Origin of the sequence: Pseudarthrobacter sp. NIBRBAC000502772 (assembly GCF_006517235.1) — a bacterium.
In the GTDB taxonomy this organism is placed as follows: domain Bacteria; phylum Actinomycetota; class Actinomycetes; order Actinomycetales; family Micrococcaceae; genus Arthrobacter.
In genome coordinates this window covers 2,742,405-2,758,654 of record NZ_CP041188.1, presented here as the reverse complement: position 1 = coordinate 2,758,654, position 16,250 = coordinate 2,742,405, and the positions used below count along the sequence as shown (strand labels likewise).

The following is a 16,250-nucleotide window of genomic DNA, read 5'->3' as shown; positions in this document are numbered from 1 at the left end:
TGCCATATCCCCGACCCGCCCGCCCACAGGAGGACAGCCATGGACAAATACCTGAGGAACATCTGGTCCGCTTCGGCGGAGCTGGAAATGATCCAGTTCCAGACCGACCAGGCCCACGACGGGCTCGTCCAGGCCATGTGCGAGGCGATGGCGGCACGGATGTCCCCCGCCGACGTCGCAGCGGCTGCCAACATGAGCCTGAGCGAACTGTTCGACACGCTCCGCAGGCGCAGCACCGTTCCCTCCGCGGAGAACAACCATGCGGTACACGACTCGTAAGCCCGGTCCCCTGCGCCTGGCGTGGAGCAAAACACCCCCGGAGCGAACATCACCACTTTCGGCGAAGCCCTCTGGTGGGCCGTGGCCACTATCACGACGGTCGGCGACAGCAATTTCTACCTCGTCACGGAGCTTGGCCGGTTTGTCGCCGCTGAAACCGCCGCCGCCGAAGCCCCTCACGAAGAACTCACCCGGCTCACCGCCCGCATCAAAGAACTAACAGCCTGCATCTACCAGCTCAATGCCCCTTCCCTGGGGCATGCCGGCGCCGAACACGTTCCCACTCACCGGCGCTGACGGGCCCGTCATGCCGTACCGCACCCAGACCCAGGAGCCACCCATGAACCCGTCCCTGCCCCGCAGTATGCCGGACCCGCCTGTCCGCGGATCCCGTGTCGTCGGCGTCGGATCCTACCAACCGGCCAGGATCCTGACGAACAGTGAGCTGAGCCTGATGGTGGACACCAGTGACGATTGGATCCGCAGCAGGACGGGCATCGAAACGCGCCGCATCGCCGATGCCGAATCCGTGGCCGACATGGCCATCCGGGCCGGACAGGACGCCCTTCAGCACGCCGGGATGGACGCCGGGAACCTGGACCTGATCATCGTTGCCACCGTCACGGCCAAGGACCGCTCCCCCAGCACCGCAGGCCGGGTCTCAGCCAGCATCGGCGCCGGCTCGCCAGCCGTTTTCGACGTCAACGCCGCCTGTTCCGGTTTCACCCATGCGATGGCCATCGCCGATCAGGCGATCAGGGCCGGGTCCGCGACCACGGCGCTGGTCATCGGAGCGGAAAAACTCAGCGCCTTCACTGACTGGGCCGACCGGAGCACCTGCGTCCTGGTCGGAGACGGTGCCGGCGCGGCACTCCTGACTGCCACCGACGAACCCGGGGTAGGGCCGGTCCACTGGGGCTCAATACCTGCCCTCGCACAGGCAGTCAGAATAGAAGAACCCTCCCTGCACCTGGAACAGGAGGGCCTCACTGTCTACCGCTGGGCCATCACACAGGCAGCGCAACTGGCACGCCGCACCTGCGAACTGGCAGGAATCCGCCCTCAGGACCTCGCCGCGTTCATTCCGCACCAGGCGAATCTGCGGATCATCGAACCCCTTGCTGACCAGCTCGGCATCCCCCGGGCAATTACCGCCCGCGACGTGATCCACTCCGGAAACACCTCATCAGCCAGCATCCCGATCGCACTTGCCAAACTCGTCCGCTCCGGGGAAGTCCCCCCGGACAGCCCGGCCCTGCTCTTCGGATTCGGCGGCGGTTTCGCCTTCGCCGGCCAGGTCATCCGCACCCCTCGGAACACCGCAGCTGCTCCCCCGGCAGGCGACCCGGACCTCTCCTGACCGCCGAGAACAGTGCCGGGGCAGGACCTTCGGCACTCACGGCCAAACGAAGTACCGAAACTTTTATGGGCACGGCGACGATTCAGGACGAGGAAGAAACAGAATCATCAGGAAACGAAGCCAGCCCTTCAACAACACCCGTACCGGGCATCATATGATTCTGGCCCGCCTGCCTTCCGTTCGCGAGGGGGCTCGGGTACTTCGGGACAATGAAAGGTTCAGGCCAACGCACACGGCCGGTTCCGCAGCGAAACCCTGCCGCAGGTCCTGAGCCTACGGCCGGACGGTGCCGTGGTGGACATCCGACTGGAGGACGTACCGAAGTCGAATTCTGCCGCTGTCAGTTTCCGAAGTCGCCTGCACTCGGACGGGGCAATGAATGGCACGGCCGACTCGCGCGGCGCCTTGGGGAATGTAACCAGGAAAATCCCTTACATTTTTCTACGAACCGTAGAAAGATGGGGGACATGTTGTTCATACACGATGATCCGATCCTTATCCTTGACGAAGAGCAGTCCTGGAAGCTCCTCGAACACACCCAGCATGGGCGCATTGTTCTGACCGCCGCAGGCGAGACCGATATATTCCCGATCAACTACCGCGCCCACGACGGCGTCCTGCTGCTGCGCACTGCCCCGGGCACTAAGCTCGCCGAACTCACTATCAATGAGAACGTGCTCCTCGAAGCCGACGGCATCACCAGCGAGGAAGCCTGGAGCGTAGTGGTCAAGGGAACGGCCCGCGCGCTTACCCTGGGCCAGGAGATCGCCGATGCGGAGGCACTGAACCTGAAGACGTGGGTGCCCACGTTCAAAGACTTCTATGTCGAAATCAAACCGTCGCGGATCAGCGGGCGGCACTTCAACTTTGGCGAGCAGCCGGAACGGTTCTAACGCATTCCGACTAGACTGCATCGCACCCGGCCTCGGCGTACCTGGCCAATAGAGGCGGGGAAACGCTAGCCAAATCTGTGGTCATCTTGGCCCTCCGTCGGCAGACCTCAGCAAACGCGAAATCATCAGGTGCCGCTAAAGCTCCGAGCTATGTTGTCTACAGAACGTTTGTATGCCGGTTGACCATCAACAGGAGCAACGCGACATGCATCCCCCCTAGCGCGGGACGCAGCCTATCACTTAGTGTGTGCGCATGGCTGCCGGACCTTTTGTAGCGGGGCTCGATGGGCCCGCCTCGGATGCAATGTTGAAGCTGGGCCGTTTTTTTACGAAATGGGACCAGACCGACGATGGCAGGGCTGTGTTCCGGGAGGGTGGCCGCAAGGGCGATATTTTCTACCGCGACCGGTGGAGCCACGACAAGGTGGTCCGCTCCACGCACGGGGTGAACTGCACAGGCTCCTGTTCCTGGAAGGTGTATGTCAAGGACGGCATCATCACGTGGGAATCCCAGCAGACGGACTACCCCTCGGTGGGGCCGGACAGTCCGGAATACGAGCCGAGGGGCTGTCCGCGCGGGGCGGCATTTTCCTGGTACACCTACTCGCCCACGCGCGTTCGGTTCCCGTACGCCCGCGGCGTGCTGGTGGAGATGTACCGCGAGGCGAAGGCCCGGCTGGGCGATCCGGTGTTGGCCTTCGCCGAGATTGCCGGTGACCCGGGAAAGCGGCGCCGCTACCAGCAGGCCCGCGGCAAGGGCGGCCTGGTGCGGGTGTCCTGGCAGGAAGCGATCGAAATCGCGGCCGCCGCGCACGTGAACACGATCAAGGCCTACGGCCCGGACCGCTGCGCCGGCTTCTCGCCTATCCCGGCGATGTCCATGGTCTCGCACGCTGTGGGGACCCGTTTCATTCAGCTGATCGGCGGGGTGATGACGTCCTTCTACGACTGGTACGCCGACCTACCCGTGGCCAGCCCGCAGGTCTTCGGCGACCAGACCGACGTCCCGGAATCAGGCGACTGGTGGGACGCGGGCTACCTCATGATGTGGGGCTCCAACGTCCCGGTGACCCGGACCCCGGACGCGCACTGGATGGCCGAGGTGCGCTACCGCGGCACCAAGGTGGTGACCATCAGCCCGGACTACGCCGACAACACGAAGTTCGCCGACGAATGGCTCCCCGCGCAAGCCGGAACGGACGCCGCGCTGGCGATGGCCATGGGGCACGTCATGCTCAAGGAATTCTTCATCGACCGTGATGTGCCCTTCTTTTCCGACTACGTTCGCCAGTACACTGACCTGCCCTTTCTGGTCCGGCTGGAAAGGCGCGACGACGGTTCCCTCACGCCGTCGAAATTCCTCACCGCCAAGGACCTCACCCTGGAGTCCGGGGCCGAGGACGCGGCGTTCCGCACCGTGCTGTTCGACAAGAAGACCGGGCTCCCCGCCGTGCCCAACGGCTCGATGGGCTTCCGCTACTCGGGCAGCGGCGAGGGCAAATGGAACCTGGACCTCGAGGGGATCGAGCCCGCACTGTCGCTGCGCGAGGTCTCCGGGGAAAGCGCGGAGATCCTGCTGCCCTGCTTCGAAGACGCCGGCGGGGCCGGTAGCGTGCTGAGGCGCGGAGTGCCGGTCCTCGAGGTCGATGGCCGGCTGGTCACCACCGTGTTCGACCTCATGCTGGCCCAGTACGGCGTCGGCCGCGAAGGGCTCCCGGGTGACTGGGCCACGGGTTACGAGGACGCCTCGACGCCCTACACTCCGGCATGGCAGGAGGAGATCACGTCCGTCCCGGCGCAGGCCTGCATCCGGGTGGCCCGCGAGTTTGCCCGGAACGCAGAGCAGTCCAAGGGCCGCTCCATGATCATCATGGGCGCCGGGATCTGCCAGTGGTTCCACGGCGACACGACCTACCGGGCGGTCCTGGCCCTCGTGATGCTGACCGGCTGCATGGGCCGCAACGGCGGCGGCTGGGCGCACTACGTGGGCCAGGAAAAGACCCGGCCGGCCACAGGCTGGGTGTCGCTGGCGAATGCCCTGGACTGGTCCCGGCCGCCGCGGACCATGATCGGCACCGGGTACTGGTACATGCACACGGACCAGTGGCGCCAGGACGGCTACTCCGCGGACGCCCTGAAGTCACCGCTCTCCACCGGAGCCCTGGACGGGATGCACACCGCAGACGCGCTGGCCCAGTCCGCGCGGCTCGGTTGGATGCCGTTCTATCCTCAGTTCGACCGGAACCCGCTGGACCTTGCGGACGAGGCGGAAGCCGCAGTCGCTGCCGGCACCGCGAAGGACACCCCCAGCTACATAGCGGACGCGCTGAAAAACCGCACACTGAATCCAGCGATCGAAGACGTCGATGCCCCGGAGAACTGGCCACGGACGCTGGTGCTGTGGCGCTCCAACCTGTTCGGCTCCTCCGCCAAGGGCAATGAGTACTTCCTCCGCAACTTGCTGGGAACCCATAACAATGTCCTGAAAGACCACGCCGAAGGGCTTAAGCCCAAGGACGTGAAATGGCATGAGCAGGCGCCGGAAGGAAAGCTGGACCTGCTGGTCTCCGCGGACTTCCGGATGACCTCCACCACACTGCTGTCCGACGTCGTGTTCCCGGCCGCCACCTGGTACGAGAAGCACGATCTGTCGTCCACCGACATGCACCCTTTCGTGCACGCCTTCAGCCCCGCGATCGACCCGCCCTGGGAAACCAAGACGGATTTCGACACTTTCCACCTGCTGGCCCAGGAGTTCTCCCGCCTGGCGAAAACCCACCTGGGCGTCCGCCGGGACCTGGTCAGCGTGCCGCTGCAGCACGACACCCCCGGCCAGCTCGCCCAGCCCGGCGGGATAGTCCGGGACTGGCGGGACACGTCTATCCCCGCGGTTCCCGGTCAGAACATGCCCATCTTTTCCATGGTCGAGCGCGACTACACCGCCATCGCGGACAAGCTCGCCGCCGTCGGGCCGCTCGCCGACAAACTGGGCTTCACGGTCAAGAACGTCACCTACAAACTCGCCGGCCCGTTGGAGAGGCTCAGCCGCTCCAACGGTGTGATGCTCGGCGGCGCCGCGGACGGCCGCCCAGCGATCGACACCGACGCGAAAATGGCCGAGGCCATTCTGGCCTTCTCCGGCACCACCAACGGCGCCCTGTCCGTGCAGGGCTTCAAGGACTTGGAAGTCCGCACCGGCCGGAAACTGGCGGACCTGTCCGAAGGCTCCGAAGAAAAGTTCATCACCTTCGCCCAGACCCAGGCCGGTCCCGTACCGGTGATCACCTCGCCGGAATGGTCCGGTTCCGAAACGGGGGGCCGCCGCTACGCCCCGTTCACCATCAACGTCGAGCGACTCAAGCCCTGGCACACCCTGACCGGGCGGATGCACTTCTTCCTGGACCACGACTGGATGATCGATATCGGCGAGGCCCTGCCGATATACCGGCCACCGCTGGACATGCACCGCCTCTTCGGTGAGCCGAAGCTCGGCCAGGACGGGGCCATGGAGGTGGTGGTCCGCTACCTGACACCGCACTCCAAGTGGTCCATCCACTCCGAATACCAGGACAACCTGCTGATGCTTTCACTGTCCCGCGGCGGGCCCACGGTCTGGATGAGCCCCTCCGACGCGGCCGCCATCCAGGTCAAGGACAACGACTGGGTGGAGTGCGTGAACATCAACGGCGTCCTTGTGGCCCGGGCGATCGTCAGCCACCGGATGCCCGCCGGTGTGGTCTACGTCCACCACGCGCAGGAACGCACCATCGACGTGCCGAAGTCCGAGGCGACTGGCCGGCGCGGCGGTATCCACAACTCCGTAACCAGGCTGCTGGTCAAACCCTCGCACCTGATCGGCGGCTACGCCCAGCTGGCCTACGCGTTCAACTACCTTGGCCCCACCGGAAACCAGCGCGACATGGTTGCCACCGTCCGCCGTCGTTCACAGGAGGTGCAGTACTGATGCGTGTTATGGCTCAAATGGGCATGGTCATGAACCTGGACAAATGCATCGGCTGCCACACCTGTTCCGTGACCTGCAAACAGGCCTGGACCAACCGCGCGGGCACCGAATACGTCTGGTTCAACAACGTCGAAACGCGCCCCGGGCAGGGGTACCCGCGCCGCTACGAGGACCAGGAGAAATGGCAGGGCGGCTGGGAGCTGAACAAGCGCGGCAAGCTGGTGCTCAAGGCCGGCGGCCGGGTGAAGAAGCTCCTGGGAATCTTCGCCAGCCCGATCCAGCCCGAGCTCAAGGACTACTACGAGCCCTGGACCTACGACTACAAGACCCTTGTGGACGCGCCGCTGGGCGACGACTTCCCGGTGGCGCGGCCCAAGTCCCTGATCACCGGGGAGGACACCAAAATCACGTGGTCGGCGAACTGGGACGATGATTTGGGCGGCTCCGCCGAATACGGCCACCTGGACCCGATCGTGGAAAAGGTCCGCCGCGAGTCCGAGGACAAGATCAAGTTCGCGTACGAGCAGACCTTCATGTTCTATCTCCCGCGGATCTGCGAGCATTGCCTGAACCCGTCCTGCATGGCCTCCTGCCCCTCCGGCGCCATCTACAAACGGGTGGAGGACGGGATTGTCCTGGTGGACCAGGACAAGTGCCGCGGCTGGCGGCAGTGCGTCACAGGGTGTCCCTACAAGAAGATCTACTTCAACCACAAGACAGGCAAAGCCGAAAAGTGCACCTTCTGCTACCCACGGGTGGAGGTGGGGCTGCCGACGGTCTGCTCGGAGACCTGCGTGGGGAGGCTGCGGTATCTGGGGTTGTTCCTGTACGACGCCGATGCCGTCACCGCTGCGGCGTCCGTCACTGACCCCCAGGAGCTCTACGACGCCCAGATGGACGTACTGCTGGATCCGAACGATCCCGCGGTCCAGGCTGAGGCCCGGGCCCAGGGCATCCCGGAGGACTGGATCGATGCCGCCCGGCGCTCGCCGGTCTACGCCCTGGCCAAGGTCTACAAAGTGGCACTTCCGCTGCACCCCGAATACCGGACCATGCCCATGGTCTGGTACGTGCCGCCGCTTTCGCCGGTGGTGGACCTGCTGCGGGACCAGGGGCACGACGGCGAGGATCACGGAAATCTGTTCGGCGCCATCGACGCGCTGCGGATCCCGGTGGAGTACCTCGCGGAACTTTTCACCGCCGGGGACGCGGACCGGGTCACAGCAGTGCTGAAGAAGCTCGCGGCCATGCGCTCCTTCATGCGCGGCATCAGCATGGGCAACGACCCCGACGACTCCATCCCGGAGGCTGTGGGCATGGACAGCCAAACCATGTACGAGATGTACCGGCTGATGGCGATCGCCAAGTATGAGGAACGCTACGTGATCCCGAAGGCGCACGTTGAACAAGCCCATGACCTTGAGGAGATGGGCTGTTCACTTGATTTCGACGGGGGCCCGGGCATGCAGGACTCCTCACCGTTCGGTGAGGCCAGCGGAAGGCCCGTCCCGGTGGCGGTGGAGACTTTCAACGCACTTCGGGACCGGCAGACCTCCGGCTCCGCGCCCGGCGAAACCACCCTGCGCGGCAGGGTAAACCTGCTTAACTGGGACGGTACCGGCGCCCCTTCGGGGCTGTTCCCGGAGAAGCCTCCGCTTCCCAGGGCAACCGGCGGCGCGGCCGGAACCCCGGCATCGGGGGAGCAGCCGTGACCCGACGTCTTCAGGTCCTCTACCTCGCGGCAGCTTGGTGCCTGTCCTACCCGGACGAGGAACTCATCGGCCGGGTCCCGCTGATGCGCGCCGCGCTGGCCGAGTTTCCCGGCACCGTGGCGGACTTCCAGGAGGTCCTGCACCGGCTGGAATCCACGCCGCCCATGGAGATCCAGGCCCACTATGTTCGCGAGTTCGACCTCGGCCGGCGCCATGCCCTCCACTTGTCCTACTGGACCGACGGGGATACCCGGCGCCGCGGCGAAGTCCTGGGCGCCTTCAAACAGGCCTACCGTCAAAGCGACATCCTGGTGGACACCCACGGAGAACTGCCTGACTACCTGCCGATGGTCCTGGAATACGCCGCACTGGTGGACTTAGCGGCGGGGCGTGACTTGCTGATCCGGTACCGCGCGAGCCTTGAGATGCTCCGCTTTGGCCTGCTGCGGGACGAACTCCCGCATGCGTGCATCCTCCAGGCCATCTGCGCCACCCTGCCCGGGAAATCCCCCGCCGACGAGCAGGCCGTCATGCGGATGGCCGGTTACGGTCCGCCCACCGAAGCCGTGGGCCTGGACCCCTACGATCCGCGGCTGCTGCCCGTGAAGGGGGCCTGACCATGCTGACTTTCGAAACCGAGCCCAGCTCCGCCGCCGAACTCTCCGCCCTGGACATTGTGCTGTGGGGCGTCTTGCCGTTCGTCATGGTGGTGGTGCTGGTGGGAGGCCTCATCTGGCGGTACAAATACGACCAGTTCGGCTGGACCACGAGGTCCTCCCAGCTCTACGAATCCCGGCTGCTGCGCATTGCGTCGCCGCTGTTCCACTTCGGTCTGCTTGCCGTGATCGCCGGGCACTTTTTCGGACTTGTCATCCCTATGGCCTGGACGCAGGCAGTGGGGATGAGTCAGGAGTTCTACCATTTCAACGCCCTGCTGGTGGGCGGCATCGCAGGACTCGGAACGCTTGGTGGGATCCTCCTGCTGATTTACCGCCGCCGCACCACGGGGCCGGTTTTTATGGCCACCACGAAAAATGACAAGACGATGTACGTCGTGCTGACGGCTGCCATCGTTTTCGGGCTCTGGACAACCTTGGCCAGTGTGTTTGAGGGCGAGCACGGGCACAACTACCGCGAAACGGTGGCTCCGTGGTTCCGTTCCCTTTTTGTCTTCCAGCCGGACATCGGGGCCATGGCGGCAGCGCCGTTCTCCTTCCATCTGCACACCCTGATAGGCATGGCCTTGTTCGTGATCTGGCCGTTCACCCGGCTGGTGCACGCGTTTACGGCGCCGCTGCACTACCTCTTCCGGCCCTACATCGTCTACCGCTCCCGGGACAAGCACAGGACTTCCAGCACCCCGGTGCGGCGAGGCTGGTCGCCGGTGGGAACCAAGGACAGAGATACCCGCAGCCGTTGAGCTGAAGGAGGAAACCGTGGCCGGATCAGTGTCGCTTCCCAAGTCCGCCCCCGCTGGCCGGACACTCAACCTGGTGCTCGCCACCTCAGCCTCGGTGGTGTGCTTCTGGGCCTGGAACTCCGTCGCCACGTTGGGCTCGTTCTACACACAAAACCTCCACCTGAATCCGGCATCCACCGGCGTGCTCGTGGCCATGCCCGTGTTCGTCGGCTCGCTGGGACGGATCGCCGTCGGCGCCCTCACGGACAAGCACGGGGGCCGTACCATGTTCACTTTCGTGCTGCTGGCGTCCATCCTGCCGATCCTGCTGGTCGCTGTAGGCGGAACCATCAACTCATTTGCCCTGGTCCTCGGCGCCGGACTGCTGCTCGGGGTGGCGGGAACCGTATTCGCTGTCGGGATTCCGTTCGTGAGCGGCTGGTACGAACCTTCGCGGAGAGGCTTTGCCACCGGTGTGTTCGGCGCCGGAATGGGCGGAACGGCCCTTGCCGCGTTCCTGAATCCGCGGTTGGTGGCCTGGATCGGGTACTTCCCCACACACCTGCTGATCGCCGCGGTCCTGGCAGGCATGGCCGGCCTCGTTTGGTTCCTCATAAAGGAATCACCGGACTGGACCAGCAACAATGCCCCCGTTCTCCCCAAGCTCATTGAGGCCGCCAGGACACCAGTCACGTGGAAGATGTGCTTCCTGTACGCTGTCGTCTTCGGCGGCTTCGTCTCCTTCGCCACCTACCTGCCAACTTACCTGCGGGATGTTTACAGCTTTGACCCCGCTGGGGCCGGCGCCCGCACAGCCGGGTTCGCCCTCGCCGCGGTTTTGGCCAGGCCAATCGGTGGTGTGCTCGCGGACAAGACGGGGCCCAAACCCGTCGTGGTCACCTCGCTCGCCGGCGTCGCGGTGCTGGCCTGGGTGGTGAACTTGCAGCCCGACGGCGAAGTCCCCGCAGGCCTGACCTTCGTGGCGATGGCAGCAGCCCTGGGCTTAGGCGCCGGAGGAGTTTTCGCTTGGGTGGGGGTGCTTGCGCCGCAAGGCAAGGTCGGCAGCATCAGCGGCGTGGTCAGCGCAGCGGGCGGCCTGGGCGGGTACTTTCCGCCCCTTGTCATGGGGGCAACGTACGACGCCGCGACCCACAGCTACTCAATCGGCCTTATGCTGCTCGTGGCCACCGCCCTGGTGGCCTTGCTCTTTACTCCGCTAGCGTTGCGTGGTCCCTCGAAGCGGCCTGTCTCGGCGTAAGTCAGATGAGCGGCCGATATCGAACCCTTGCCGTTCTGAGTCGCTGTTCCCGTTATTTTCGGTGAACAGCTGGTCCGGAACATCCTCGTTGGTCCTCATCACGAGGTCCAGGGTATTGCGTGCGTCACAGTTCAAGCCTGCGCGTGTCCTCCAGTCGTCTCAAAATGCGTCTTCCACAGCCATCTTGAAAAACGAGTGGGAGCAGATGCGGGTGGTGCCCTGTCTCAATTTGGTTGGCCACGTTGACGCGCGAAAATGCCATCTAAATTGAGACAGACCGGGTGGAACCTTCTCAATAGGTCATGCTGTATTCAACAAATGGACGTTCGGTACCGTTCTTGAGAGTGCGGATCGCCTTGTGGAGACTGACTGGCAGGAGGCCGGGCCCTTCCGCTGGCACGTGGTTGAAAAGGATGCCGAAATGGTTCTCTTCCCACTGAGATAGCCGAGGACCTGATTCAGCCAACGAACGCTGATGGCATTCACCGTGCAGCAATCGGCGCCCTACTTGCGCGTAGCCCAGCCTTGATCGCCCGGCTGTACGCGTGCGCTCGCCCACAACTTCGACGTTCGGCCATTCCGAACAGCCGAGCGACACACGATACCGCGGCCCGCTTGGAAAAACGGGCCGAGTGATTGGCGAAATTGGTGCCTGCCCCTCAAAAGCGACCCGCCAAGGCCACACCTCGTGCACCGGCCGAGTGGATCGAGATATCGTGCAGATGGGTCAGCGCACTTTGGGATGCGCCTGCTAGCTGGCCCGAACGAATGGATTCCAAGGCGGAAGTTCAGTCGCCGACGGCTATCCGGCCTCGGCGCACGATCAGCGGGTCGGGGTCGTGGACAACTGCGGTGTTCTTGCCGTCGTAGTCGAACTGATTTAGGAAGTAGCGCATGGCGTTGATACGTCCGCGCTTCTTGTCGTTGGATTTGATGGTGATCCAGGGTGCGTGATCTGTGTCGGTGCGGAGAAAGGTTTGCTCTTTGGCCTCGGTGTAGGCCTCCCACCGGTCCAGGGAGGCAAGGTCCACGGGCGAGAGTTTCCAGCGCCGGACGGGGTCGATCTGGCGGATGGCGAAGCGGGTGCGCTGCTCGTGGCGGGTCACGGAAAACCAAAACTTATTCAGGTGGATCCCGGAGTTGACGAGCATTTCCTCGAAGACGGGCGCCTGCGTCATGAAGGCCTGGTATTCCGCGTCGGTGCAGAATCCCATGACGCGTTCGACGTTCGCACGGTTGTACCAGGAGCGATCGAACATCACGATTTCACCTGCCGTGGGCAGGTGCTGGATGTATCGCTGGAAGTACCACTGGCCCTGTTCACGGTCCGACGGTTTGCCCAGCGCGACGGTCCGGGCGGAGCGGGGATCGAGGTGCTCGGTGAAGCGCTTGATTGTCCCTCCTTTGCCCGCCGCGTCGCGGCCCTCGAAAACGATCACATTCTTGAGACCGCGGTCCTGGCCCCAGTACTGGAATTTGAGGAGTTCGATCTGCAGGAGGTATTTCTCCGCCTCGTAGGCCTCGCGGGTCATCCGCTCGTCGTAGGGGTAGTCCTCCCGCCACGTCTCAACAGCCGAGCCGCCGGGGTCGATGAGCTCCGGGTCCTCGCCTTGCCCGCCGCGGACTGTGTATCCCAGCTCGACGAGGCGGTCGATGGCGTGGCGAAGATTATCCCTGACCCACCACGGGTCCTCGGGGGTCCACGGTTGCCCTTCCTCCACCATCCGGGCCTCCCTATGGCGCCGCGAAGTGTCGCCCGCAGTCTAACAGGACAATAGGCGTGCCAGGCAGGTCATTTTCGCCCGGACAGGCCTGCCTGACATCTCCGGCTTGGGCCCTGGCCAATTCCACCGTGGTGGCGCTGTTGGCGTTGTTCTTGACGGATTGGATTCCATTCATGCCGGCGGCATTGGTGCCCTACGCGAGCCTGTTCACCCCCGTCTGGCTGCGGCTCCTCGGAGCATATGAAGGCCGCAGCGGCCAGCAGCACACTCACCAGGAACGGCAGGCGCCAGCCCCGCACGATGAACTGGTTCCCCGAGATGGCCTGGGAGATGGCTACAACTCCCGACGGCGGCACTGAGGTGGGTGCCGCCGTAGCACTTTCGTGAGTGGCTGGCTTAGGCGACTTTGGTCAGCCGATACACGACCACCTGGTCGGGGTGAATTCTGGGAGACGCGACACCAACCTTTTCCAGCGAACTGCCTGCGAACACAGCGCCCGGGAAACTCACGTCGTCCTGGACGGTTGCCCGCAGCGACGTCCGTTCAATGTGCACTCCGGCTGACGTCGGCTGGCCCCACCATTCCGGCGGCACAAGTCCGGATGGTGTTGGTCCGATAAAGACTGGTGCCACTTGGTACCTCGCCTCAGCGTCGAGTCCCCGGAAGCGGAGGCGCGCGGCAGGGTCAGGGTAAAGGCTGTCCAGGGCCGCTTGCGCGAAGATCGCTTCGGAGCGATCCGGACTGACGACTCCGTGCACCATCACCTTGGAATCGGGACCGTCCATGCGGATCACGTCCCCGGTGAGCAGGAGCCGGCGTTCTTGTTTGTAGAAGGAGATCCACCGGCGCAGACTGTCGAGTTCCTTGTCGCTGGCGGTGGCAAGGTCCCATTCGACACCAAGGTGTCCGAAGACGGCGGTGCCTGCGCGGAACGCCAGGTCGTGTTGGCGACCAGTGGTGTGGGAACGGCCTGATGCAATGTGTGATCCCATGTATTCGGGTGGCAGTAGCTGCGTTGTCCAGCGGAGCATTGTTTGCCGGTCGTGGGGGTCGATGTTGTCCGACACCCATACCCTGTCTGTGTGCTCCAGAACGCCGAGGTCCACTCGGGCTCCCCCGGACGAGCACGACTCAATCTCCAGTCCGGCATGTTCCGAACGGATCTCCTCCAGGAGCGCGTAGAACGCCAGTGTCTGCCGGTGGACGCCTGGACGTCCACCCTCCAGCTGGTTTCCGGCTTCGATGAGGTCGCGGTTGTGGTCCCATTTGATGTAGTCCAGCTTGTACTCGGCCAGGAGCGCGAGGATCTGCTTCTTGACGTGCGCGTACGCCTCAGGGATGCCGAGGTTCAGGACCTGCTGGCTGCGCGATTCAACGGGCCAATCCTTGCGGGCCGCCATGATCCATTCCGGATGGGCGCGGGCCACATCGCTGTCCGGGTTGACCATCTCGGGTTCGAACCATAGTCCGAACTGCATCCCCAGTTCGTGGACGCGGTCCACCAGCGGGTGTAGTCCGGCTGGCCACACATCCGGAGAGACAACCCAGTCACCCAATCCTGAGGTGTCATCGCGGCGCGAACCGAACCAGCCGTCGTCGAGCACGTAGCGCTCAACGCCGGAGGCAGCGGCACGTTCCGCCAGGTCGATGAGTTTTTCTTCTTCGTGGTCGAAGTAGACGGCTTCCCAAACGTTCAGAGTCACGGGGCGATCGGCGGAGACCGGAGAAATGCGGCTCCGGACATGGGCATGGAAACGCCTGGCGACGGCGTCAAGGCCCGTCCCGTAGGAGGCGTAAACCCAGGGGCTCTGATAGGTATCACCGAGGCCCAACCGGACTTCGCCGGGAAGAAGCAGTTCTCCGCCGCCGAGCAGCTGATCGCCGAAAAAGCGTTCCGCGAAATGATGGTGGTTTCCGCTCCATGCCGTGTGGACGGCCCAGACCTCGCCGTTGCCGAATCCGAATCCAGGAGTTCCAGCATGCAGAATGAAGGCGCTGTCAGAGCCGGTCCGGCCCTTTCGGTTCTCACGGAGGTGCGTCCCTGTGCGCAGGGTTCCGCGCTGCGGAACCCGTTCAAAGTTGTGATTTCCCGCGAAATCGAGCAATTCAGTTGCCTCAGCAGGAATCGGGAAGGCCAAGGAGACATCCTCGAGCGCGTACGTCTTGTCGTGCAGGTTGGACAGATTCGCCCGGCTGCGCATCAGCCCGCCGGGAAGCAGGTCCAATGTCAGGTCAAGGCGCAGCCGCTGTGCGTCGTCGATTGCGCTGACCAGCACCCGACCTGCTCCGGCTGATGCGAACCCCGTCACTGGTGCGCCATTTAGGGCCACAGTGTGGACCCGGAATTTCGGTGACCACCCAATACCGTCGAAGGACCCACGCAGTCCTGGGCGCCCCATCCAGCCTGAGTCCTGTCCAGGCAAGAGGCCAGGCCGGGGTGGCACGTCGACGGTGCTGGAGCCCGTGACAGGAGTACTGGCTCCCACCATTGTCCTGGCTTCTTCGGCAGTCAGCACGGGCAGTTGCTCTCCCCAGTGCACAATTGCCGGCAATTGCCCGTTCGTGGCGTCGAGTACGACCGACACTCCACCTGCTGTCAGGTGCAGGATGGCCCCTGGGTTGTCGGTCGGCATGGAAGTCCTCATGAGTTCTTGGGTGATGGAGCGGTGGTCAGGTTGCCGCTTGCGGGATCCCAGTGGACCGGCACGGGGTCGGACACCAAGCCGTCGAACGTGCCATCGCTGTTGGCGTCATGGCAGGCCATCATGAGCCATTGGCCGGACCTGTCCTGGACGAGTTTTCCGCTATAGAGCGGTGCCGTGGTGACTACGGCGGCGGATGCGACGTCGAAGGGACCACTGAGATGGTGGGTTTCGAGGCTCCAGATGCCGCCGCCGTCGAACCCTGCGGCTTTCTTGGCCGAAAGCGTATCCACGCCGCACGAGAACAAAAGGAGGGTCCTGCCGTCCAGCACTACGGTTTGGGGAACCTCGAGGTGCCCAAATCCGGAGCCTGGCTTGCTGAGGGGTGGCCTGACTTCCCACGAAGAGAGGTCGGGTGAGACTGCGTGGCCGATGACGCCGCGGTTGTCGTCCTCACCCTCATTCGCGCGGGCGGTGATCAGCATGTGCCAGCCATCGCCGTCCGGATCGGCGAAGACCCACGGGTCCCGCCATGCTTCTTCCGGCCAACTGCTATCACCGTATCGTTCGTACCAGCGGCGGTCAGGTTCAAGCACGACGGCGGGTTGCTTGGTCCAGGTGTAAAGGTCCGGGGACGTCGCAACACCGATGGCCTCGATGTTGTGGGTGTCATAAAAGCGGGCGCCGGTGTAGAACATCCGCCACACCCCGTCCGGGCCTTGGACCACGCTGCCCGTCCAGGTAGAGGTTGCGTCGAACGCCGCCGGATCGTCAGGCTGCAGGACCACGCCTTGGGGTTCCCACACGATGAGGTCCTGTGAGGTGGCGTGGCCGATCCGGGCATTGCGGTGCCGCAGAGCCGGGTCACCCAGGCTCTTGGGGGCGTGGAGGTAGTACATATGGAACGTGTCGCCACCGTCGGCGATCCAGAAGTCCCACACCCATGAGTCTTTGAGGCTGAAGGCCAAAGTAATGCACCTACTTCTTTTCGTTGAGGTGAGCCGGTCGGGTCGGCGCA

At 64.2% G+C, this 16,250-nt stretch carries 13 protein-coding genes; 10 read left to right on the top strand and 3 right to left on the bottom strand.

From position 1 onward, the window contains the following. Positions 1-39 precede the first annotated feature (39 nt). From NIBR502772_RS12670 to NIBR502772_RS12630, 9 genes are all read left to right on the top strand, one after another. On the top strand, positions 40-279 hold the full coding sequence (locus NIBR502772_RS12670) for a hypothetical protein (protein ID WP_141140470.1): 240 nt from the start codon (positions 40-42) through the stop codon (positions 277-279). Positions 280-300: 21 nt separating this feature from the next. Next, a complete protein-coding gene (locus NIBR502772_RS23110) occupies positions 301-576 on the top strand; it encodes an ion channel (protein ID WP_141140469.1) in 276 nt (91 codons plus the stop codon). Positions 577-619: 43 nt separating this feature from the next. Continuing rightward, positions 620-1,639 (top strand): beta-ketoacyl-ACP synthase III, encoded by a 1,020-nt coding sequence (locus NIBR502772_RS12660; protein ID WP_246848502.1) that lies wholly within the window; start codon positions 620-622, stop codon positions 1,637-1,639. Between the two features lie 467 nt (positions 1,640-2,106). After that, positions 2,107-2,532 (top strand): pyridoxamine 5'-phosphate oxidase family protein, encoded by a 426-nt coding sequence (locus NIBR502772_RS12655; RefSeq protein ID WP_141140468.1) that lies wholly within the window; start codon positions 2,107-2,109, stop codon positions 2,530-2,532. A 253-nt stretch (positions 2,533-2,785) separates the two neighbouring features. Continuing rightward, on the top strand, positions 2,786-6,496 hold the full coding sequence (locus NIBR502772_RS12650; RefSeq protein ID WP_141140467.1) for a nitrate reductase subunit alpha: 3,711 nt from the start codon (positions 2,786-2,788) through the stop codon (positions 6,494-6,496). Then, entirely contained in the window at positions 6,496-8,208 is a 1,713-nt protein-coding gene (gene narH / locus NIBR502772_RS12645) for a nitrate reductase subunit beta (protein WP_141140466.1), read from the top strand. The genes NIBR502772_RS12650 and narH overlap by 1 nt, the downstream gene beginning before the upstream one ends. Then, positions 8,205-8,825: a nitrate reductase molybdenum cofactor assembly chaperone gene (gene narJ / locus NIBR502772_RS12640; protein WP_141140465.1), complete on the top strand. Its 621-nt coding sequence runs from the start codon at positions 8,205-8,207 to the stop codon at positions 8,823-8,825. Before narH ends, narJ begins: the two co-directional genes overlap by 4 nt. Positions 8,826-8,827: 2 nt before the next feature. Next, positions 8,828-9,628, top strand: a complete 801-nt coding sequence (gene narI, locus NIBR502772_RS12635) for a respiratory nitrate reductase subunit gamma (protein ID WP_141140464.1) — start codon at positions 8,828-8,830, stop codon at positions 9,626-9,628. Positions 9,629-9,644: 16 nt separating this feature from the next. Further along, positions 9,645-10,865: a nitrate/nitrite transporter gene (locus tag NIBR502772_RS12630; RefSeq protein ID WP_141140463.1), complete on the top strand. Its 1,221-nt coding sequence runs from the start codon at positions 9,645-9,647 to the stop codon at positions 10,863-10,865. Between the two features lie 788 nt (positions 10,866-11,653). Here the strand turns inward: NIBR502772_RS12630 and ppk2 are convergent. Then, complete coding sequence (gene ppk2, locus NIBR502772_RS12625) at positions 11,654-12,589, bottom strand: polyphosphate kinase 2 (protein WP_141140462.1); 936 nt, start codon at positions 12,587-12,589, stop codon at positions 11,654-11,656. A gap of 240 nt (positions 12,590-12,829) precedes the next feature. Here ppk2 and NIBR502772_RS22430 point away from each other — a divergent pair, with 240 nt between their 5' ends. Continuing rightward, positions 12,830-12,976 (top strand): hypothetical protein, encoded by a 147-nt coding sequence (locus NIBR502772_RS22430; protein ID WP_168223539.1) that lies wholly within the window; start codon positions 12,830-12,832, stop codon positions 12,974-12,976. 9 nt (positions 12,977-12,985) lie between these two features. Here NIBR502772_RS22430 and NIBR502772_RS12620 read toward each other — a convergent pair whose 3' ends face one another. Further along, positions 12,986-15,223: an alpha-galactosidase gene (locus tag NIBR502772_RS12620; RefSeq protein ID WP_141140461.1), complete on the bottom strand. Its 2,238-nt coding sequence runs from the start codon at positions 15,221-15,223 to the stop codon at positions 12,986-12,988. 8 nt (positions 15,224-15,231) lie between these two features. Continuing rightward, positions 15,232-16,200, bottom strand: a complete 969-nt coding sequence (locus NIBR502772_RS12615) for a glycosyl hydrolase family 32 (RefSeq protein WP_141140460.1) — start codon at positions 16,198-16,200, stop codon at positions 15,232-15,234. Positions 16,201-16,250 lie beyond the last annotated feature (50 nt).